The following is a 19,825-nucleotide window of genomic DNA, read 5'->3' on the forward strand; positions in this document are numbered from 1 at the left end:
GCTTCAAGCATAGCTTCAGCGGATGGTCAGTGCCTCGAGCTTGCCGCTGTTGCCAAAGACATAGATGGTGTCGCCGACCACAAGTGGGCGGGCGCGCAGGCCATCGCTGTCGATACGTTCACGGCCGACGAAGCGGCCATCCACCTGGCTCAGCAGGTGCAGGTAACCCTCAAAGTCACCCACAGCCACGTAGCTGCTGAACACTTCAGGGGCGGTCAGCTGGCGGCGAGCCATGCTGTCGTTGCTCCACAGGGCGCTGGAGGAGCGCTCATCCACGCCTTCCACGGTACCCGAAGCTTCGCTGACGTAGACGTTACCGAAGCCCTGGGCGACGCCCACATAGCTGGAAGCATCGCGCTGCCACAGCTCGCGGCCGCTTTCCAGGTCCAGGCCCGCTACACGGCCCTGGTAGGTGCTGACGTACAGGGTACCACCAGACAGCAGCAAGCCGCCGTCGATATCAACCACACGGTCCAGTTCGGAACGGCCTTTCGGGATGGCCACGCGGCTTTCCCACACTGGCACACCGTTGTTGATGTCCACCGCCACCACCTTGCCGGTAGACAGGCCGGCGACGGCCAGGCGGTTGGTAGCGATCGGTGCACCGGTGCCACGCAGGGTCAGTACGGCCGGGGAGTTCTCGTAGATCCAGCGGCGGTCGCCGGTGGCGGCATCCAGGCCGATCAGGCGATCGTCCTGGGTCTGCACCACAACCACATCACCGTTGTTGGCTGGCGGGGCCAGCACTTCGCTGGTCACGCGCGAGCGCCAACGCTCCTCACCGGTGCTGGAGTCCAGGGCAATGACTTCACCCTTGAGGGTGCCGAGCATGACCAGGCCGTAGCCCACGCCAACAGCGCCGGAAACCTGCAGCTCCAGGTCCTTCTTCCACACCACGTCACCGGTGATGCGGTCGAGGGCGAAGACTTCGCCATTGACGTCGGACGCGTAGATACGGTCGTTTTCGATGGCCGGTACCAGGGTGTTGTAGGTCTCACCCTGGCCATCACCGATCGAACGGCTCCACTGCTTCTTCAGCACCACTTCCTCGGTGAACTTGGTCAGCTCGGCCGGGGGCAGTTCCTTCTTGCTGTTGCTGCTGCAACCGGCGGCCAGTACGGCCAGGGTCAGCACTGCTGCATGTTTCCAACCGATCACTTACGCGTCCCCTTTAGCCAGGTCATCCAGCTTCAATTGCAGGCCACCGACCGCCGCCTCATCGGACAACGCAGCCTTGGCTTTTTCGTAAGCGCTGTGCGCGTCGTCGGCGCGACCCAGCTGTACCAGCAGGTCACCCTTCAACTCTTCACGGCTGGCCAGGAAAGCTTTGTCGGCGTCGCCGTCGAGCAGCTTGAGGGCATCCTCGGCCTTGTTCTGGGCGGCCAGCACGCGCGCCAGACGCTGGCGCGAAATCTCGCCCAGGGTCACGTCGGCCGGCTTGTCCAGCACGCCTTTCAGCTCGGCAGCGGCGTCGTCGAGCTTGCCGCTCTCGACCGCGACCTTGGCCACGAACAGGCTGCCGTACTGGGCATAGGCAGTACCGCCAAACTCGCTCTTGAGCTTGCCGGCCAGTTCCGCAACCTTGGTGGCGTCTGGCTGGGCAGTCGGCGTCAGGCTGGTCTCAAGCAACGCCTGATACAGCTGCGAGGCACCTTGCGACTGGTTGTTCTGGTACTTGTGCCAGGTATTCCAGCCCAACACCACCACGCCCGCCAGCAATGCGCCGGTCAGCAGCGGCTTGCCGTTGCGGTTCCACCAGTCCTTGACCCCTGCCAGGTCATCATCATCGGTACTCGACACCCCAATACTCCTTTTCGCCTATTCGCTTGTTGAACCGCGTTACGCTTGCGCGATCGCGGTTTCCAGGTGCTCTGCCAGAGCATCCCAGGCAATGTTCTGTTGTTCGCCCTGGCCACGCAGGGGCTTCAAACCGATCTCTTGCTTGGCCAGTTCGTCGTCGCCCAGGATCAGGGCGAACAGTGCACCGCTCTTGTCGGCTTTCTTGAACTGGCTCTTGAAGCTGCCGCCACCGGCGTTGACTGCCAGGCGCAAGCCCGGCAAGCGGTCACGCAGGGTTTCGGACAGGCGCAGGCCAGCCAGCTCGGCCTGCTCGCCAAAGGCGCACAGGTAGACATCGATCTGGCGGTTGATGGACTCCGGCACCTTGCCCAGGGTTTCCAGCAGCAGGATCAGGCGCTCGATACCCATGGCGAAACCTACGCCAGTGGTCGGCTTGCCGCCCATCTGTTCGACCAGGCCGTCATAGCGGCCACCGGCACAAACAGTGCCCTGGGAACCGAGCTTGTCGGTGACCCACTCGAATACGGTCTTGCTGTAGTAGTCCAGGCCACGCACCAGCTTGGTGTTGATCACGAACGGAATGCCGGCAGCGTCCAGACGGGCCTTCAGGCCCTCGAAGTGCACACGCGATTCTTCGTCCAGGTAATCTTCCAGCTTCGGCGCGCCGACCAGCACCGCTTGGGTGTTCTGGTCCTTGCTGTCGAGGATGCGCAGCGGGTTGCTTTTCAGGCGACGCTGACTGTCTTCGTCCAGTTGCTCCAGGCGCGCCGAGAGGAACTCGACCAGCGCGTCACGGTAGCGCGCGCGGGCTTCGCTGGTACCCAGGCTGTTGAGCTCCAGCTTGACCGCGTCCTGGATGCCCAGCAGGCCCCACAGGCGCCAGGTCAGCATGATCAGCTCGGCATCGATGTCCGGGCCGTCCAGATTGAACACCTCCACGCCAATCTGGTGGAACTGGCGGTAGCGGCCCTTCTGCGGGCGCTCGTGGCGGAACATCTGGCCGATGTACCACAGTTTCTGCACCTGGCCGTTGCCGGTGATGCCATGCTCCAGCACGGCACGTACACACGCGGCGGTGCCTTCGGGGCGCAGGGTCAGCGAATCGCCGTTGCGGTCCTCGAAGGTGTACATCTCTTTTTCGACGATGTCGGTCACTTCACCGATCGAGCGCTTGAACAGCTCGGTGAACTCGACGATCGGCGTACGGATCTGGCTGTACCCGTAGGTGTCCAGCAGACCGGCCACGGTGCCTTCGAAGTAGCGCCACAGTGGCGACTGTTCTGGCAGGATGTCGTTCATGCCACGGATGGCTTGCAGCGATTTGCTCACGAAAAGTCCTTACGAATTCTGTGTGTCAGCCACGGGCGATCAGCGCCGCGTCGGCTTCGGCCTTTTCGGCCGCTTTCTGGCGGATGAGCCTTTCCAGCTCATCGACCAGGTTGTCATTGGTCAGCTTCTGCGCCGGCTTGCCGTCGATGTAGATCAGGTTCGGCGTGCCGCCGGTCAAGCCTACATGGGCTTCCTTGGCTTCACCCGGGCCGTTGACCACACAACCGATCACCGCCACGTCCAGCGGCACCAGCAGGTCTTCCAGGCGCCCTTCCAGCTCGTTCATGGTCTTGACCACATCGAAGTTCTGCCGCGAGCAGCTCGGGCAGGCGATGAAGTTGATGCCACGCGAACGCAGGTGCAGCGACTTGAGGATGTCGTAGCCGACTTTCACTTCTTCGACCGGGTCGGCCGCCAGCGAGATACGGATGGTATCGCCAATGCCTTCGGCCAGCAGCATACCGAGGCCGACGGCGGATTTCACCGTCCCTGAACGCAGGCCACCGGCTTCGGTGATGCCCAGGTGCAGCGGCTGCACGATTTGCTTGGCCAGCAGGCGGTAGGCTTCGACGGCCATGAACACATCGGATGCCTTGACGCTGACCTTGAAGTCCTGGAAGTCCAGGCGGTCGAGGTGCTCGACATGGCGCAGGGCCGACTCCACCAGCGCCGCCGGGGTCGGTTCGCCGTACTTCTTCTGCAGGTCCTTTTCCAGCGAACCGGCGTTTACGCCGATACGGATCGGGATGCCACGGTCACGGGCAGCATCGACCACGGCGCGTACACGGTCTTCGCGGCCGATGTTACCCGGGTTGATACGCAGGCAATCGACGCCCAGTTCGGCCACGCGCAGGGCGATCTTGTAGTCGAAGTGGATGTCGGCGACCAACGGCACGCTGACCAGTTGCTTGATCTTGCCAAACGCCTCGGCCGCGTCCATGTCCGGCACCGAAACCCGCACGATGTCCACGCCGGCATCGACCAGGCGCTGGATTTGCGCCACGGTGGCGGCCACGTCGTTGGTGTCGGTATTGGTCATGCTCTGCACCGCGATAGGTGCATCACCACCCACCGGCACATTGCCGACCCAGATTTTGCGGGATTCGCGACGTTTGATCGGAGATTCGCCGTGCATGACTTACTGTCCCAACTTCAGGCGAGCAGTCTCGCCACTGGTGAACGGGGCAACATCGACGGCCTGGCCGTTGTAGCTGACCTGGGCGCCGCGGGCAAAGCCCAGGCGTACCGCGAACGGCGGCTTGCCGGTCAGCTCGAGGTTGTCCCCCTTGCGCTTGACGGCGCTGAACAGCACCTTGCCGTTGCCATCGGAGACCTGGGTCCAGCAATCGGCGGTGAACTGGATGGCGACCTTGGCGCTACCTGCCGGCACTGCGGCTGGCTCGGCAGCGGCCACGGCGGCTGCAGGTGCCACGGGCGCAACAGCGGCCGGTGCAGGGGTAGCCGGTGCTACCGGGGCAGACGCAGCAGGCGCAACGCTGGCTGCAGGTTGCGCAGGCACCTGCTGGGCGGGTGCGGGTGCAGCAGCCGTTGGCGCCGGGCTTGCCGGAGCCTGTTCGGCGGCAGCGGCAGGTTGTTCGGCAGTGCCCTGCTCCAGTGCCAGCGGCGCGCTTTCGGGCTGCTGACCAGCGGTAACGGCCTGATCTTCAGGCTCGTCAAGCGGGTGAATCTGAGTGGTGCCGTCGGCGCTTTCGACTTCGACGTGCTCCAGGGCCATCTTGGCCAGGTCCTTGCCACGCAGGCTGCCCTGGTCCTGCCACCAGACGAAGCCACCACCGACCACAGCCACCAGCAACAGCAGGCTGACGCCGCGCAGGATGTTGTGCGACAGGCGTACCGGCTCTTCGATACGGCCCAGCGAGTGCACATCGCTGCCTTTGGCGTGGGTACCGGTGTAGCGGTCGAAGGCTTCTACCAGGGTGGCCTGGTCAAGGTCCATCAATTTGGCATAGGCGCGGATATAGCCACGGGCGAAGGTATGACCGGGCAGCTTGTCGAAGGCGCCGGTTTCCACATGGTTCAACGAACTGACAGTGAGGTTGAGCTTGCGGGCCACCTCGGCTTGAGACCAGTCCCGTTTCTCACGGGCCAGGCGCAAAAGCTCACCGGGGTTCTGGCCAGGCGCTACTGCTACTTCGGGATGCGCGGCGTTCATCGTTGCTCCGACAGGTATTGCTGATATTCCGGCGTACCGGGATAAAGTCGTTGTAATTGCTGGCCCAGCTCGGCCAGTGTGCCCTGCTCGTCGAACACCCTGGCAAGGCGGCTGCCCAGCAGCAGGCTACGGGCATCGTGGTCGCTCAGCTGGCTGAAACGATCGTAGTAGTCCCGGGCCGGCACATAATGCCTGTTTTCGTAGGACAACTCAGCCATTTCCAGCAACGCTTTCGGTTGCCGCTGGTTGAGTTGCAACGCTTTGTGCAGATACGCGTGCGCCTGCTCGCGGCGTTCGAGCTTCAGGGCGGTCAGGCCCAGGTTCTCGTACACGCGTGAGCGCTCAGGATACAGGGTATCGCTACTGGCCAGGCGAAACATCTGCTCGGCCTCGGCAAATCGCCCCTGAGCATAAAGGAAACTGCCGTAATTGTTGCGAATTCGCGTGTCGCCCGTGCGGGCCTGCAAGGCCTTGCGAAAGTGCGCTTCGGCCAGTGCCGGCTCACCTTCGGCCTGGAACACCAGCGCCAGGGCGGCATGCGCGTCGGCGTCACGGCTGTCCAGGGCCAGGGCCTTGCCCAGCGGCGCCTTGGCCTGCTCGGTCAAACCCTGTTGCAAATAACCCAGGCCAAGCTGCACATAAGCACGCCCCGCATCCGCCCTGCCCTGGCGGCTGGCCAGGGGGTCGCCCGCGCCGCCCGACACGCAGCCGGCCAGCAGCAAAAGCGCAAGGATCGACAGCGCAGCGCGCAGGCTCATGGGCAAGGTTCCGGTCAGTGGCTGGCGGCGCTGTCTTGAAGCTCGACGTCCGCGGAAATCTGGCGTACGGCGATGTAGCGCTCGCTGCGACGGGTACGGTCGTTGACCTGGCCGACCAGCTGGCCACAAGCGGCATCGATGTCCTCACCACGGGTGGTACGGGTGGTGACGTTGAAACCACCGTGGTGCAGCAGGTCCTGGAAGCGACGAATGGCGTTATTGCTCGGCCGCTCGTAGCCCGAGTGCGGGAACGGGTTGAACGGGATCAGGTTGATCTTGCACGGCACATCGCGCAGCAACTCGATCATCTGCGCGGCATGCTCGGGCTGGTCGTTAATGTCCTTGAGCAGCGTGTACTCGACGGTGAGCACGCGCTTGCCACCCAAGGTGGACATGTAGCCCATGCACGACTCCAGCAGCACTTTCAGCGGGTACTTCTTGTTGATCGGTACCAGCTTGTTGCGCAGTTCGTCGTTCGGTGCGTGCAGCGACAGGGCCAGCGACACGTCGATGTGCTTGGCCAGTTCGTCGATCATCGGCACCACGCCCGAGGTGGACAGGGTGACGCGACGCTTGGAAATGCCATAGCCCAAGTCATCCATCATGATTTTCATGGCGGCGATGACGTTGTCGAAGTTCAGCAAGGGCTCGCCCATGCCCATCATGACCACGTTGGTAATCGCGCGGTCGACTTTGGCAGGAACGGTCCCGAAGGATTTGTTGGCAAGCCACACCTGGCCAATGACTTCGGCGGCGGTGAGGTTGCTGTTGAAGCCTTGCTTGCCGGTGGAGCAGAAGCTGCAATCCAGGGCACAGCCGGCTTGCGACGATACGCACAAGGTGCCGCGGTCGTCGGTAGGAATGTAGACGGTCTCGACGCAGCTGCCGGAGGCAACGCGGATCACCCACTTGCGGGTGCCGTCTGCAGAAATGTCTTCACTCACCACTTCCGGTGGGCGAATTTCGGCAACGGCCTCGAGCTTTTCGCGCAAGACCTTGCCTACGTTGGTCATGTCCGCAAAGTCGGACACGCCAAAATGGTGAATCCATTTCATCACCTGGCCGGCACGGAAGCGCTTCTCCCCGATTGAGTCGAAGAATTGTTCCATTTCCGGCTGGGTCAGACCCAACAGGTTGATTTTGCCAGTAGATGTCGTCATGGATTCACCCTCACCCGTAAGCTTTCGCTTAGCGAGTGGTTACCTCGGTAGCAGCGAAGAAGTAAGCGATTTCGCGAGCAGCAGCAGCTTCGGAGTCCGAACCGTGAACGGCGTTGGCGTCGATCGACTCGGCGAAGTCAGCACGGATGGTGCCGGCAGCAGCTTCTTTAGGGTTGGTAGCGCCCATCAGCTCACGGTTCAGAGCGATGGCGTTTTCGCCTTCCAGAACCTGAACAACAACCGGGCCGGAAGTCATGAAGGCAACCAGGTCACCGAAGAAGCCGCGCTCGCTGTGCTCAGCGTAGAAGCCTTCGGCTTCGGCTTTGGACAGTTGCTTGATTTTCGAGGCAACGATTTTCAGGCCGGCGTCTTCAAAGCGAGTGGTGATCTTGCCGATGACGTTTTTGGCAACTGCGTCAGGCTTGATGATCGAGAAAGTACGTTGAACAGCCATGGAAAACTCCAGAATATGAGTGTTACGAAAAATTAAACCCGCGAATTATACGCGGGTTTTAGGGGATTGCCTAACCTGCAAATGACGCACAGGCTTTGTGCCAAAAGTGCCTGCGCGCCGATCATGCTGCGTTGAAAACAGGCTCGGAATGCTCATTTACAACCAGTAAATTCCGCTTCCTCGCCTGTTTTCGCCTTGCCTGATCGGCGCTCGGCGACTTTTGGCACAAGCCTTTAGTCGGCTTCGTCGATCCAGGCGGCCTGGATTGCCTCAAGCACTTTCTCACCGCCGCGTGACGGATCGTCGCTGAACTCTGGCAATGCCAGCACCCAGCGGTGCAGGTCGACGAAATTCACATAACGAGGATCGACCTCAGGCTTGCTTTCTGCAAGCTGGATGGCGATCTCAAGTACATCAACCCATTTCAGACTCATGTACAGGACCTCAGTGCGGTGCTTCGGCAGCGTGGTTAAGCGAATACTTGGGGATCTCGATGGTCAGGTCTGCATCACCAACGACCACCTGGCAGCCAAGGCGCGACTGCGCTTCCAGGCCCCATGCCTTGTCCAGCATGTCCTCTTCCAGCTCGTCGGCTTCTTCCAGCGAGTCGAAGCCCTTGCGCACGACGCAGTGGCAAGTGGTGCAGGCCTTGACGCCGCCGCAGGCGCTTTCCATCTCGATGTGATGGTCGTGGGCCAGTTCCAGGATGTTGGTCCCGGTCGGCACTTCCACGGTCAGCCCTTCGGGGCAAAACTTCTCGTGCGGCAGGAATGTCACCAGCGGCATCGGTTACTCCTCGATCTCATTCAGGTTGCGCCCGGCCAGTGCGGCTTTGACCGTCGAATCAAGGCGACGGGCGGCAAATGCGTCGGTCACCTGCGACAGACGCTTGGTCTGTTGCTCGATGGCTGGGCCATCGGTGCCGGCAAGCAAATCACGTAGTTCTTGCATCTGGAATTCGATGGCTTCGCGCTCTTCGCTGCTGAGCAGGCGCTCGCCGTCGGCGTCCAGGGCGCCCTGTACTGCTTCGAGCAGACGCTCGCCGTCCACCTGGTGCTCGCGCAACTGGCGCGCCTGCTTGTCGGAACCTGCGTGTTCGAAGGAATCCTTGAGCATGCGGGCGATTTCGCCGTCGGTCAGGCCGTAGGACGGCTTGACCTGAATGCTGGCTTCCACGCCCGAGCCCAGCTCACGGGCGGCAACGCTGAGCAGGCCGTCGGCATCCACCTGGAAGGTGACGCGGATTTTTGCAGCACCGGCAACCATCGCCGGGATACCGCGCAGCTCGAAGCGTGCCAGCGAGCGGCAGTCGCTGATCAGCTCACGCTCGCCCTGCAGCACGTGGATCATCATGGCCGACTGGCCATCTTTATAAGTCGTGAACTCCTGGGCACGCGCCACCGGAATGGTGGTGTTGCGCGGGATCACTTTCTCCATCAGCCCGCCCATGGTCTCAAGACCAAGCGACAGCGGGATGACGTCAAGCAGCAGCAGTTCACCACCTTCGCGGCGGTTGCCGGCCAGGGTATCGGCCTGGATGGCGGCACCGATGGCGACCACCTGATCAGGGTCGATCGAGGTCAGCGGCGTGCGGCCAAACAGTGTACCGACAGCCTCACGCACACGCGGTACGCGGGTCGAACCACCGACCATGACCACTGCACCTACCTCCTCAAGCTCGACACCGCTGTCGCGCACGGCGCGGCGGCAGGCCTTGAGGCTGCGGGCGATCAGCGGCTCGATCATGGCATCAAAGGCGGCCCGGCTGAGCTCACCCTGCCAGGCACCGTGGTTGACGCTGACCACGTCAGCGTCGGTCAGGGCTTCCTTGGCGGCGCAGGCGGCCTGCAACAGCTGGCGCTGGGTACCCGGATCGAGGTCGGAGGACAGGCCGGCCTGCTCGATGATCCAGCCAGCAATGGCGTGGTCGAAGTCGTCACCACCCAAGGCGGTATCACCGCCGGTGGCCAGCACTTCGAAAACACCAGCAGTCAGGCGCAGAATCGAAATATCAAAAGTACCGCCACCCAGGTCATAGATGGCCACCAGGCCTTCGGCATTCTGGTCCAGGCCGTAGGCAACGGCAGCGGCAGTCGGCTCGTTGAGCAGGCGCAGCACGTTCAGGCCGGCCAGCTTGGCCGCATCCTTGGTCGCTTGGCGCTGAGCGTCGTCGAAATAAGCCGGCACGGTGATCACCGCGCCCACCAGGTCACCGCCCAGGGTCGCTTCAGCGCGCTCACGCAGCACCTTGAGGATGTCAGCGGACACTTCCACCGGGCTTTTCGGGCCTTGGACAGTGTCGATGAACGGCATGTGCGATTCGCCGCCAATGAAGCGGTACGGCAGCTGCTCACCCAATTGCTTGACGTCGGCCAGGCCGCGCCCCATCAGGCGTTTGACCGACAGCACGGTGTTCAGCGGGTCACTGGCGGCCGCCTCGCGCGCAGCCAGGCCAACCTCGTTGTGGCCAGCCAGGTAGCGCACCGCAGAGGGCAGAATGACGTTGCCCTGCGCATCGGGCAGGGGTTCGCTGCGACCGCTGCGCACGGCAGCGACCAGAGAATTGGTGGTACCCAGGTCGATACCCACCGCCAGGCGGCGCTGGTGCGGCTGAGGGCTTTGACCGGGTTCGGCGATCTGCAGTAGGGCCATGCTTATCTGAATACCTTAGGCGTCATCACGGGCAACGCCGGGTTAATCGTCGAGGCGCTCTTCCAGTTGGCGCACTTCTTGGGCGAGCTTGTCGAGGAACTGCATGCGGCGCATCAGGCGTTCGGCCTTGTCGCGCTCGGCAGGCACATCCCAGCAGGCGGCGAAATCCTCGTTCAGCGTGTCCTGGGCACCTTTGAGGCGCTTCTTGAACACGGCAACACCATCGAGGTCGGCTTCGTCCTGCAGCTCTTCGAGCTCTTCGCGCCACTGCATCTGCTGCAGCAGGAAGTCGGGGTCGTGGACCGTGACCTCCTGGGGCACTTCGTGGCCACCGATGGCCAGCAGATAGCGGGCACGGCGCGGCGCACTGCGCAGCGTCTGGTAGGCGTCGTTGAGGGCCGCGGACTTCTCCAGCGCTACCCGCTGCTCACGCTCGGAAGCGTCGGCAAAGCGGTCAGGATGGACCTCGCGGGCCAGCTCGCGATAGCGAGTGGCCAGCTTGTCGAGGTCCAGCCGAAAGCACGGCTGGAGATCAAACAGAGCGTAATGACAAGGAGTACCCACAGCCAGCCTCAGACGTTGAAGCTTTCGCCGCAGCCACACTCACCGCGCACGTTGGGGTTGTTGAACTTGAAGCCTTCGTTCAACCCTTCCTTGACGAAGTCCAGTTCGGTGCCGTCAAGGTACACCAGGCTTTTCGGGTCGATGATGACCTTCACGCCGTGGTTCTCGAACACCTGGTCTTCGCCCGCCACTTCGTCGACGAACTCCAGCACGTAGGCCAGGCCCGAGCAGCCGGTGGTGCGCACGGCCAGGCGAATGCCTTCGCCCTTGCCGCGCCCCTGGAGGGAACGCCGCACGTGGTTGGCGGCGGCTTCTGTCATGCTGATAGCCATCAGAACTCCTTACCTCTTACCTTGCAGGCGACTTAGATCAAGCCTTTTTTCTGCTTGTAATCGCGAACGGCTGCCTTGATGGCATCCTCGGCGAGTACCGAGCAGTGGATCTTCACTGGCGGCAGCGCCAGTTCTTCCGCCAGCTGGGTGTTCTTGATGGTTTCGGCTTCGTCCAGGGTCTTGCCCTTCATCCACTCGGTGGCGAGGGAGCTGGAAGCGATGGCCGAACCGCAGCCGTAAGTCTTGAACTTGGCGTCTTCGATGATGCCTTGCTCGTTGACCTTGATCTGCAGACGCATCACGTCACCGCACGCTGGAGCACCGACCATGCCGGTACCGACATCCGGGTCCTCGGCATTCATCTTGCCGACGTTGCGTGGGTTTTCGTAGTGGTCGATGACCTTTTCACTGTAAGCCATGGTGCTATTCCTTCCTCATCAGGGGAGCCGCTCTTGCCGGCGACTGCTTAGTGGGCGGCCCACTCGATCTTGGAGATGTCAACGCCGTCTTTGTACATGTCCCACAGCGGCGACAGCTCACGCAGTTTGTTAACGGCCTCGCAGACTTTCTGCGCGGCGTAGTCGACTTCTTCTTCGCTGGTGAAGCGGCCGAAGGAGAAGCGGATCGAGCTGTGCGCCAGCTCGTCGTTACGGCCCAGAGCGCGCAGTACGTACGACGGCTCGAGCGAAGCGGAGGTGCAAGCCGAACCGGACGATACGGCGATGTCTTTCAGCGACATCAGCAGCGACTCGCCTTCGACGTAGTTGAAGCTCAGGTTCAGGTTGTGCGGCACGCGAGCGGTGCTGCTGCCGTTGACGTACAGCTCTTCAAGGTCCGAGACCTGCTTGAAGAAGCGGTCGCTCAGGGCCTTGATGCGCACGTTTTCGGCGGCCATTTCCTGCTTGGCAATGGCGAACGCTTCGCCCATGCCGACGATCTGGTGGGTCGGCAGAGTGCCCGAACGCATGCCGCGCTCATGGCCACCGCCGTGAATGATCGCTTCCAGGCGTACACGCGGCTTGCGGCTGACGTACAGCGCGCCGATGCCTTTCGGGCCGTAGACCTTGTGCGCCGAGAACGACATCAGGTCGACTTTCAGCTTTTGCAGGTCGATTTCGACCTTGCCGGCCGACTGGGCGGCGTCAACGTGGAACAGCACGCCGCGCGAACGGGTCAGTTCACCGATGGCGGCGATGTCGTTGATCGAGCCGACTTCGTTGTTCACGTGCATCAGCGAGACCAGGATGGTGTCGTCGCGCAGCACTGCTTCTACCATGGCCGGGGTGACGATGCCGTCTTCGCCCGGTTCCAGGTAGGTGACTTCAAAACCTTCACGCTCCAGCTGGCGAGCGGTATCCAGGACCGCCTTGTGCTCGATCTTGGAGGTGATGATGTGCTTGCCCTTGGTCTGATAGAAGTGCGCGACGCCTTTCAGTGCGAGGTTGTCGGACTCGGTGGCACCGCTGGTCCATACGATTTCGCGCGGATCGGCGTTGATCAGTTCGGCAACCTGACGACGACCATTCTCGACCGCTTCCTCGGCTTTCCAGCCAAAGACGTGGGAGCGCGAGGCCGGGTTACCGAAGTTCCCGTCGACCAGCAGGCAGTCGGCCATTTTCTGGGCCACACGTGGGTCGACCGGGGTGGTCGCGGAGTAATCAAGGTAGATCGGCAACTTCATTTGTCTCTCCTATCAGGCGGTGGCGTCGCTCGTCGTCCCGGGGGGATCAATCGACGGCGGACGTCTCAATCTTGTCCAGCTGGGCGGTTCGGCCTGCGACACGACGCAGGTCCTGGCGCTGGGCAACTTCCTGCACCTCACGGCGCTTGACGAGGTCGGCCAGGCTGATGCCGCTGAGGAATTCATGGATCTGCTGGCTGAGGTCGCACCACAGGTGGTGGGTCAGGCAGGTATCACCGGCATGGCAGTCCCCGAGGCCCTGGCAACGGGTAGCATCGACCGATTCGTTGACCGCATCGATGACCTGGGCCACCTGGATGGTTTCCATGCCCCGCGACAGCTGGTAGCCACCGCCTGGACCGCGCACGCTGGAGACCAGGCTGCTGCGGCGCAGCTTGGCGAACAGCTGTTCCAGATAAGAGAGGGAAATGCCCTGGCGCTCGGAAATGTCGGCCAAAGACACCGGCCCATGCTGCGCGTGCAACGCCAGGTCAAGCATGGCAGTCACGGCGTATCGGCCTTTGGTAGTCAGTCGCATGGCTATTGGGTACCACGGGAGTTTCGGGATGTGTACGAGTATGCGATTCCCGAGCATTTAAGTCAACTATTAGACCTACTGCTTTAGTCGGGTTTGCATCTGGGAGGCGGGCGCGATTGTAGCAGACGAGGGGCGTGAGCACACGCCCCGCATGTCACCATGATTTCAGCGCGGCGCAATCAATGCGACTGAGTGTCGCGCTGGGCCACCTGGGCAACCTCTGTGAAGTCGTCCTCCGGCAGGGCCGGCAGCTCCTTGGCGCAGTAGTCGCTACCCATCTTGGTCAGGGCGCCACACATGCCCTCCAACCGCTCGTCGACCGCCTGCAAGTGGTCGAGCATCTGGCCGATGGCACGCGCCACCGGGTCAGGCATGTCGCCACTGACACCGTAGGCATCGAAGCCGATCTTCTCGGCCATGGCCTTGCGCTTGGCCTCGACTTCGGTGTCCTCGCTCTTGACGATGATCCGCCCCGGGATGCCCACCGCTGTGGCGCCGGCCGGCACGGCCTTGGTCACCACCGCATTGGAGCCGATCTTGGCCCCGGCGCCGACAGTGAACGGCCCCAGCACCTTGGCCCCCGCCCCTACCACCACACCGTTTTCCAGGGTGGGGTGGCGTTTGCCTTTGTTCCAGCTGGTGCCGCCAAGGGTCACACCTTGGTAAAGGGTGACGTCATCGCCGATCTCGGCGGTTTCGCCGATGACGATACCCATACCGTGGTCAATGAAGAAGCGGCGGCCGATGGTGGCACCGGGGTGGATCTCGATACCGGTCATCCAGCGGCCGAAGTTCGACACCAGCCGGGCCAGCCACTTGAAATCACGCTTCCACAGGGCATTGCCCATGCGGTGCAGCCAGATGGCATGCATGCCCGGGTAGCAGGTGAGCACCTCGAAGGCATTGCGCGCAGCCGGGTCACGGTGGAATACGCTTTGAATATCTTCACGCAGGCGTTCGAACATCTGTCAGTCCTTCCGTTTATGCGGCTCGCCCCGGACCACTTTCTGGGTCTCGGTGAGGATGCCGCGCAAAATGCTCATTTCCGTACGCTCGACCGCCACCCGCCCATACAGCCGGCGCAGGCGCGGCATCAGGTGCTTGGGTTTCTCGGGGTCGAGGAAGCCGATGCCCACCAGGGTTTTCTCCAGGTGGTCGTAGAACAGCTCCATTTCGTCCATTGTCGCCAGCTCGCTGGCGTCAACCTTCTCGACTTTGCCCGGCGCCTCACCGGCAGCCAGCGATGCCATGCGCACCTCGTAAGAGAGCACCTGGACAGCGGCTGCAAGGTTCAGCGAGCTGAAGTCGGGGTTGGAGGGAATGTGCACGTGGAAGTGACATCGCTGCAGTTCTTCGTTGGTCAGGCCAGCGTGTTCGCGCCCGAACACCAGGGCGATCTCTTCGCCCCCCTTGGCATGCTCCACCGCCTTGGCCCCGCACTCGCGCGGGCCAATCAACGGCCAGGGGATGCTGCGCTCGCGGGCGCTGGTACCCATCACCAGGTTACAGCCGACCAGCGCCTGTTCAAGGCTGTCGACCACCTGGGCGTTATCCAGCACATCGTCGGCGCCCGAGGCGCGGGCACTGGCTTCCAGGGCGGGGAATTCTTTCGGCTGCACCAGCACCAGACGCGACAAGCCCATGTTTTTCATGGCACGCGCAGCGCCGCCGATGTTGCCGGGGTGGCTGGTATTGACCAGAACAACACGAATATTTTGCAGCAAGGTGTTGTGCTCACAGATGCAGGAATCAGGGCCTTCGATAGTACAGAACCGACAGACGTAACGCCATGAAAGCAAATGTGACACTTCTGCCGACAAACTTTTCTGCTAGAATGATCGGCTTTCTTCTTTAACATCTCCAGGTGACCCGCCCATGCAGCCTATGCTGAATATCGCCCTGCGCGCCGCTCGCAGCGCCAGTGAACTGATTTTCCGCTCCATCGAACGCCTGGATAGCATCAAGGTGGACGAGAAAGAGGCTAAGGACTACGTTTCCGAGGTTGACCGTGCCGCCGAGCAGAAGATCGTCGACGCGCTGCGCAAGGCCTACCCGAACCACTCCATCCAGGGTGAAGAGACGGGCATGCACGCGGGCACCGGCGAAGAAGGTAAAGACTACCTGTGGATCATCGACCCACTGGACGGCACCACCAACTTCCTGCGCGGCATCCCCCACTTCGCCGTCAGCATCGCCTGCAAATACCGTGGTCGCCTTGAGCACGCCGTGGTGCTCGACCCAGTACGCCAGGAAGAATTCACCGCCAGCCGTGGCCGTGGCGCCCAGCTCAACGGCCGCCGCCTGCGCGTCAGCTCGCGCACCAGCCTGGAAGGCGCCCTGCTGGGCACCGGCTTCCCGTTCCGTGATGGCCAGATGGCCGACATGGACAACTACCTCGGCATGTTCCGTGCCCTGACTGGCCAGACCGCCGGCATCCGCCGCGCCGGCTCCGCCAGCCTGGACCTCGCCTACGTGGCCGCTGGCCGCTTCGACGCCTTCTGGGAGTCGGGCCTGTCCGAATGGGACATGGCAGCCGGCGTGCTGCTGATCCAGGAAGCCGGCGGCCTGGTGAGCGACTTCAACGGTGGCCATGACTTCCTCGACAAAGGCCACATCGTTGCAGGCAACATCAAGTGCTTCAAGGCGGTACTGACGGCTATCCAGCCGCACCTGCCTGAGAGCATGAAGCGCTAAGCGCGAATTGCCAAAACGCAAAAAGCACCCCTTGGGGTGCTTTTTTTGTGCCTGCTGAAGCCATGCGCAATCCGCTTTTTGTGGGAGCGGCCTTGTGTCGCGATAGGGCTGCAAAGCAGCCCCGGCAATCTCTAATGGATCACAGATCCTGGGGCCGCTGCGCGCCCCATCGCGACACAAGGCCGCTCCTACACAGAGCAGACCGCATTCAGACTTACTGGGCAGCTTCGCTCAGGATCAGCTTGCCATTCTTGTCCAGCGGAATGGTCGACCCCGGCTCGCGGTCCATCTTCACCTTGCCTACCTGATCACCGATGGAATAGGTCACGTTGTAACCCACTACCTTCTCGCTGATGTCATTGACTGTATTGCAGCGGGTTTGCGTGGTGGTGTAGGTGTCACGCTCCTGCATGCCTTCCTGCACCTTGTTACCGGCATAACCACCACCGACCGCACCGGCCACGGTGGCGATCTTCTTGCCGGTACCGCCGCCAATCTGGTTACCCAGCAAGCCACCGGCCAACGCACCGACCACGGTACCGGCAATCTGGTGCTGGTCCTTGACCGGCGCCTGACGCGTCACGGTCACGTCCTTGCATACTTCACGCGGGGTTTTCACCTGCTGCTTGATCGGCTGCACGTCAGTCACCTGGGCGACTTCGGGGCCTTTGTTCACCAAGCTGTAGGTCGCCACAGCACCTCCGGCAGTTACACCGACAGCACCCAGCACCGCACCCACCAGCATTGATTTATTCACGTGAACCTCCTGATCGTACCGGCGGGTCTCAACCCGCGCTTCTCCCAGCCTTGGAGCAAAAAAAAAGGCGCGAGTTCAACACTCGCGCCTTTTTGGTCGCCGTACGGCGTAGGGACAGGGCCTTACGGACGCTCGTCCACACCTTCAGCCTTGACTGGAGGGATCAGGTCTTCGCTGTTCAGGTTCAGCCAGATCAGTACCACGTTGGCGATGTAGATCGACGAGTAGGTACCGGCCATGACGCCGATGAACAGGGCCAGCGAGAAGCCGAACAGGTTGTCGCCACCGAAGAACAGCAGCGCGGCAATGGCCAGCAAGGTCGAAACCGAGGTGGCGATGGTGCGCAGCAGGGTCTGGGTGGTCGAAACGTTGATGTTCTCGATCAGCGAGGCCTTGCGCATGACGCGGAAGTTCTCACGCACCCGGTCGAACACCACGATGGTGTCGTTCAGCGAGTAGCCGATGATCGCCAGCACCGCCGCCAGTACCGTCAGGTCGAAGGTAATCTGGAAGAACGACAGGATACCCAGGGTGACCACCACGTCGTGGATCAGCGAGATGATCGCACCCACGGCGAACTTCCACTGGAAGCGGAAGGCCAGGTAGATAAGGATGCCGCCCAAGGCCATGAGCATGCCCATGCCACCCTGGTCGCGCAGCTCTTCACCCACCTGCGGGCCAACGAACTCGACACGCTTGAGCGTGGCCGGGTTGTCGCCGCCAGCCTTCTGCAGGGCAGCGGCCACCTTGTTACCCAGCTGCGGGTCATCGCCCGGCATACGCACCAGCAGGTCGGTGGTAGCGCCGAAGCTCTGCACCACGGCCTCGTGGAAGCCGGAATCGACCAGCTCGGCACGCACCGCCTTGAGGTCGGCCGGGCGCTCGTAAGTCAGCTCGATCAGCGTACCGCCGGTGAAGTCCAGGCCAAAGTTGAGGCCCTTCTGCCACCAGCTGAACAGCGCCAGCACGGTGAGGAGCACGGTAATGGCGAACGCGACATTGCGCACGCCCATGAAGTTGATGGTTTTCATCGCAGCTCCCTCAAACCCACAGCTTCTTGATGTCACGCCCGCCGCAGGTCAGGTTGACCATTGCGCGGGTCACCATGACGGCGGTGAACATCGAGGTGAAAATCCCGAGGGACATGGTAACCGCAAAGCCTTTGACCGGGCCGGTACCCATGGCGAACAGGATACCGCCGACCAGCAGGCTGGTCAGGTTGGCGTCGATGATCGCGGTGTAGGCGCGGTTGAAGCCTTCGTGGATGGCGCGCTGTACCGACATGCCGGATTTCAGCTCTTCGCGGATACGCGAGAAGATCAGCACGTTGGCGTCCACCGCCATACCCATGGTCAACACGATACCGGCAATACCCGGCAGCGTCAGGGTAGCGCCCAGCAGCGACATCAGCGCCAGCAGCAGCACCATGTTGCCCGCCAGGGCGATGGTGGCGATCACGCCGAAGCCGCGGTAGATAGCGATGATGAACAGCGAGACGAACAGCATGCCCCACAGCGACGCATCGACACCCTTGGTGATGTTGTCGGCACCCAGGCTTGGGCCAATGGTACGTTCTTCAGCGAAGTACATCGGCGCGGCCAGACCACCGGCACGCAGCAGCAGGGCCAGCTCGGACGATTCGCCCTGGCCGTTCAGGCCGGTGATGCGGAACTGGCTGCCCAGTGGCGACTGGATGGTCGCCAGGCTGATGATCTTCTTCTCTTCCACGAAGCTTTGTACGGCAACGTCCTTCTCGACGCCGTCGACGGTCTGCTTCACGTAGCGGGTGACCGGCTTCTGCTCGATGAAGATCACTGCCATGCTGCGGCCGACGTTGCTACGGGTAGCACGGCTCATCAGCTCGCCACCGTGGCCATCCAGGCGGATGTTCACTTGTGGGCGGCCGTGCTCGTCAAAGCTGGCCTGGGCGTCGGTAACCTGGTCACCGGTGATGATCAGGCCGCGCTCGACCGGGGCAGAACGGCCGCCTTCGCGGAACTCGAACACTTCGGTAGTGGCCTTGGACGCACCCGGCTCGGCACCAAAGCGGAACTCCAGGTTGGCGGTTTTACCGAGGATACGCTTGGCTTCGGCAGTGTCCTGCACGCCTGGCAGCTCGACCACGATACGGTTGGCGCCCTGGCGCTGTACCAGCGGCTCAGCCACGCCCAGCTCGTTGACACGGTTGCGGACGGTGGTGAGGTTCTGCTTGATCGAATATTCGCGGATCTCGGCAACTTTTGCCTGAGTCAGCGCCAGACGCAGCACGGCGAGGTCATTGCGCTCGGTGGTGGTCAGGTCGAAATCATTGAAATTCTTGCGGATCAGGGCATGTGCCTGTTCGCGGGTTGCATCGTCAGCGAAGCCCAGCATGATGCCGCCATCCTGCTGAGGCAGGCTGCGGTAGCGGACGCGCTCTTTGCGCAGCAAGGTCTTGACCTCGCCTTCGTAGACTTTCATGCGGGCCGTCATGGCCTTGTCCATGTCCACTTCCAGCAGGAAGTGCACACCACCGGACAGGTCCAAGCCCAGTTTCATAGGGCTTGCACCCAGGTTGCGCAGCCATTGCGGGGTAGTCTGTGCCAGGTTCAGGGCCACGACGTAATCATCGCCCAGTGCCTTGCGCACTACATCCTTGGCTGGCAGCTGGTCTTCCTGGTTGGTCAGGCGGATCAGCCCGCTGCCCTTCTCACCCAGGCTAACGCCCTTGACGGCGATCTTGGCATCGACCAGCGCCTTGCTGACGCGATCGAGGTCGGCCTGGTTCACCTGCAGCGCCGAGCTGGCACCGCTGATCTGCACCGCCGGGTCATCCGGGTAGAGGTTGGGAGCGGAATAAATGAAACCGACCACCAGTACCAGCACGATCAGTGCATATTTCCACAGAGGGTATTTGTTCAGCATCACGCCGCCCGTTCAAGACGCGGGGCGCT

22 protein-coding genes are annotated in these 19,825 nt (G+C 62.2%); 1 reads left to right on the forward strand and 21 read right to left on the reverse strand.

Going from position 1 to position 19,825, the window contains the following annotated elements; translation table 11 throughout:
• Nucleotides 1-15: 15 nt before the first annotated feature.
• The 18 genes from bamB to trmJ form a co-directional block, all read right to left on the reverse strand.
• Nucleotides 16-1,158 carry an outer membrane protein assembly factor BamB gene (gene bamB, locus AK81_RS04185; RefSeq protein WP_003248513.1) on the reverse strand — a complete coding sequence of 381 codons (1,143 nt, stop codon included), beginning with the start codon at nt 1,156-1,158 and terminating at the stop codon, nt 16-18.
• Complete coding sequence (locus AK81_RS04190) at nt 1,159-1,800, reverse strand: tetratricopeptide repeat protein (protein WP_043196972.1); 642 nt, start codon at nt 1,798-1,800, stop codon at nt 1,159-1,161.
• A 39-nt stretch (nt 1,801-1,839) separates the two neighbouring features.
• Entirely contained in the window at nt 1,840-3,129 is a 1,290-nt protein-coding gene (gene hisS / locus AK81_RS04195) for a histidine--tRNA ligase (protein ID WP_043196973.1), read from the reverse strand.
• A 25-nt stretch (nt 3,130-3,154) separates the two neighbouring features.
• Nucleotides 3,155-4,264, reverse strand: coding sequence for a flavodoxin-dependent (E)-4-hydroxy-3-methylbut-2-enyl-diphosphate synthase (ispG, locus tag AK81_RS04200; protein ID WP_043196974.1), 1,110 nt, complete (start codon nt 4,262-4,264; stop codon nt 3,155-3,157).
• 3 nt (nt 4,265-4,267) lie between these two features.
• Nucleotides 4,268-5,302 carry a RodZ domain-containing protein gene (locus AK81_RS04205; RefSeq protein ID WP_043196975.1) on the reverse strand — a complete coding sequence of 345 codons (1,035 nt, stop codon included), beginning with the start codon at nt 5,300-5,302 and terminating at the stop codon, nt 4,268-4,270.
• Nucleotides 5,299-6,060, reverse strand: a complete 762-nt coding sequence (gene pilW, locus AK81_RS04210) for a type IV pilus biogenesis/stability protein PilW (RefSeq protein ID WP_043196976.1) — start codon at nt 6,058-6,060, stop codon at nt 5,299-5,301. The genes AK81_RS04205 and pilW overlap by 4 nt, the downstream gene beginning before the upstream one ends.
• Nucleotides 6,061-6,074: 14 nt before the next feature.
• Complete coding sequence (gene rlmN, locus AK81_RS04215; RefSeq protein WP_043196978.1) at nt 6,075-7,220, reverse strand: 23S rRNA (adenine(2503)-C(2))-methyltransferase RlmN; 1,146 nt, start codon at nt 7,218-7,220, stop codon at nt 6,075-6,077.
• Between the two features lie 28 nt (nt 7,221-7,248).
• A complete protein-coding gene (gene ndk / locus AK81_RS04220; protein WP_033701183.1) occupies nt 7,249-7,674 on the reverse strand; it encodes a nucleoside-diphosphate kinase in 426 nt (141 codons plus the stop codon).
• Nucleotides 7,675-7,907: 233 nt separating this feature from the next.
• The gene (gene iscX, locus AK81_RS04225) at nt 7,908-8,108 is read right to left on the reverse strand and encodes a Fe-S cluster assembly protein IscX (protein WP_003248529.1); all 201 of its coding nucleotides are present in this window, start codon (nt 8,106-8,108) and stop codon (nt 7,908-7,910) included.
• A 10-nt stretch (nt 8,109-8,118) separates the two neighbouring features.
• Nucleotides 8,119-8,460, reverse strand: coding sequence for an ISC system 2Fe-2S type ferredoxin (fdx, locus tag AK81_RS04230; protein WP_043196981.1), 342 nt, complete (start codon nt 8,458-8,460; stop codon nt 8,119-8,121).
• A gap of 3 nt (nt 8,461-8,463) precedes the next feature.
• A complete protein-coding gene (gene hscA / locus AK81_RS04235; RefSeq protein WP_043196982.1) occupies nt 8,464-10,326 on the reverse strand; it encodes a Fe-S protein assembly chaperone HscA in 1,863 nt (620 codons plus the stop codon).
• Between the two features lie 42 nt (nt 10,327-10,368).
• Nucleotides 10,369-10,890: a co-chaperone HscB gene (hscB, locus tag AK81_RS04240; protein ID WP_016501398.1), complete on the reverse strand. Its 522-nt coding sequence runs from the start codon at nt 10,888-10,890 to the stop codon at nt 10,369-10,371.
• An 8-nt stretch (nt 10,891-10,898) separates the two neighbouring features.
• Nucleotides 10,899-11,222 carry an iron-sulfur cluster assembly protein IscA gene (gene iscA / locus AK81_RS04245; protein WP_016501399.1) on the reverse strand — a complete coding sequence of 108 codons (324 nt, stop codon included), beginning with the start codon at nt 11,220-11,222 and terminating at the stop codon, nt 10,899-10,901.
• Between the two features lie 32 nt (nt 11,223-11,254).
• Complete coding sequence (iscU, locus tag AK81_RS04250) at nt 11,255-11,641, reverse strand: Fe-S cluster assembly scaffold IscU (RefSeq protein WP_007929523.1); 387 nt, start codon at nt 11,639-11,641, stop codon at nt 11,255-11,257.
• Between the two features lie 47 nt (nt 11,642-11,688).
• Nucleotides 11,689-12,903 (reverse strand): IscS subfamily cysteine desulfurase, encoded by a 1,215-nt coding sequence (locus tag AK81_RS04255; protein WP_043196983.1) that lies wholly within the window; start codon nt 12,901-12,903, stop codon nt 11,689-11,691.
• Between the two features lie 46 nt (nt 12,904-12,949).
• On the reverse strand, nt 12,950-13,441 hold the full coding sequence (gene iscR / locus AK81_RS04260; RefSeq protein ID WP_043196984.1) for a Fe-S cluster assembly transcriptional regulator IscR: 492 nt from the start codon (nt 13,439-13,441) through the stop codon (nt 12,950-12,952).
• A 179-nt stretch (nt 13,442-13,620) separates the two neighbouring features.
• Nucleotides 13,621-14,406: a serine O-acetyltransferase gene (gene cysE / locus AK81_RS04265; RefSeq protein WP_043196985.1), complete on the reverse strand. Its 786-nt coding sequence runs from the start codon at nt 14,404-14,406 to the stop codon at nt 13,621-13,623.
• Nucleotides 14,407-14,409: 3 nt separating this feature from the next.
• Nucleotides 14,410-15,165 carry a tRNA (cytosine(32)/uridine(32)-2'-O)-methyltransferase TrmJ gene (trmJ, locus tag AK81_RS04270; protein ID WP_043196986.1) on the reverse strand — a complete coding sequence of 252 codons (756 nt, stop codon included), beginning with the start codon at nt 15,163-15,165 and terminating at the stop codon, nt 14,410-14,412.
• A 151-nt stretch (nt 15,166-15,316) separates the two neighbouring features.
• Between trmJ and suhB the strand changes: the two genes are divergently transcribed.
• Complete coding sequence (suhB, locus tag AK81_RS04275; RefSeq protein ID WP_012270588.1) at nt 15,317-16,135, forward strand: type III secretion system regulator SuhB; 819 nt, start codon at nt 15,317-15,319, stop codon at nt 16,133-16,135.
• A 214-nt stretch (nt 16,136-16,349) separates the two neighbouring features.
• Here the strand turns inward: suhB and AK81_RS04280 are convergent, their stop codons facing one another.
• The 3 genes from AK81_RS04280 to secD form a co-directional block, all read right to left on the reverse strand.
• On the reverse strand, nt 16,350-16,892 hold the full coding sequence (locus AK81_RS04280; protein WP_043196987.1) for a glycine zipper 2TM domain-containing protein: 543 nt from the start codon (nt 16,890-16,892) through the stop codon (nt 16,350-16,352).
• Between the two features lie 122 nt (nt 16,893-17,014).
• Nucleotides 17,015-17,923: a protein translocase subunit SecF gene (gene secF / locus AK81_RS04285; protein WP_019472644.1), complete on the reverse strand. Its 909-nt coding sequence runs from the start codon at nt 17,921-17,923 to the stop codon at nt 17,015-17,017.
• Nucleotides 17,924-17,933: 10 nt separating this feature from the next.
• Nucleotides 17,934-19,796: a protein translocase subunit SecD gene (gene secD, locus AK81_RS04290; RefSeq protein ID WP_043196990.1), complete on the reverse strand. Its 1,863-nt coding sequence runs from the start codon at nt 19,794-19,796 to the stop codon at nt 17,934-17,936.
• Nucleotides 19,797-19,825: the final 29 nt, after the last annotated feature.

It is taken from the genome of Pseudomonas putida W15Oct28 (assembly GCF_000708715.2).
Classification (GTDB): Bacteria; Pseudomonadota; Gammaproteobacteria; order Pseudomonadales; family Pseudomonadaceae; genus Aquipseudomonas; species Aquipseudomonas putida_R.

Coding starts and splice junctions, on each gene's coding strand:
- ispG (WP_043196974.1), bottom strand. CDS start 4,264: ATGCACGGCGAATCTCCGATCAAACGTCGCGAATCCCGCAAAATCTGG.
- AK81_RS04205 (WP_043196975.1), bottom strand. CDS start 5,302: ATGAACGCCGCGCATCCCGAAGTAGCAGTAGCGCCTGGCCAGAACCCC.
- pilW (WP_043196976.1), bottom strand. CDS start 6,060: ATGAGCCTGCGCGCTGCGCTGTCGATCCTTGCGCTTTTGCTGCTGGCC.
- rlmN (WP_043196978.1), bottom strand. CDS start 7,220: ATGACGACATCTACTGGCAAAATCAACCTGTTGGGTCTGACCCAGCCG.
- ndk (WP_033701183.1), bottom strand. CDS start 7,674: ATGGCTGTTCAACGTACTTTCTCGATCATCAAGCCTGACGCAGTTGCC.
- iscX (WP_003248529.1), bottom strand. CDS start 8,108: ATGAGTCTGAAATGGGTTGATGTACTTGAGATCGCCATCCAGCTTGCA.
- fdx (WP_043196981.1), bottom strand. CDS start 8,460: ATGCCGCTGGTGACATTCCTGCCGCACGAGAAGTTTTGCCCCGAAGGG.
- hscA (WP_043196982.1), bottom strand. CDS start 10,326: ATGGCCCTACTGCAGATCGCCGAACCCGGTCAAAGCCCTCAGCCGCAC.
- iscA (WP_016501399.1), bottom strand. CDS start 11,222: ATGGCTATCAGCATGACAGAAGCCGCCGCCAACCACGTGCGGCGTTCC.
- iscU (WP_007929523.1), bottom strand. CDS start 11,641: ATGGCTTACAGTGAAAAGGTCATCGACCACTACGAAAACCCACGCAAC.
- AK81_RS04255 (WP_043196983.1), bottom strand. CDS start 12,903: ATGAAGTTGCCGATCTACCTTGATTACTCCGCGACCACCCCGGTCGAC.
- iscR (WP_043196984.1), bottom strand. CDS start 13,441: ATGCGACTGACTACCAAAGGCCGATACGCCGTGACTGCCATGCTTGAC.
- cysE (WP_043196985.1), bottom strand. CDS start 14,406: ATGTTCGAACGCCTGCGTGAAGATATTCAAAGCGTATTCCACCGTGAC.
- suhB (WP_012270588.1), top strand. CDS start 15,317: ATGCAGCCTATGCTGAATATCGCCCTGCGCGCCGCTCGCAGCGCCAGT.
- secF (WP_019472644.1), bottom strand. CDS start 17,923: ATGAAAACCATCAACTTCATGGGCGTGCGCAATGTCGCGTTCGCCATT.
- secD (WP_043196990.1), bottom strand. CDS start 19,796: ATGCTGAACAAATACCCTCTGTGGAAATATGCACTGATCGTGCTGGTA.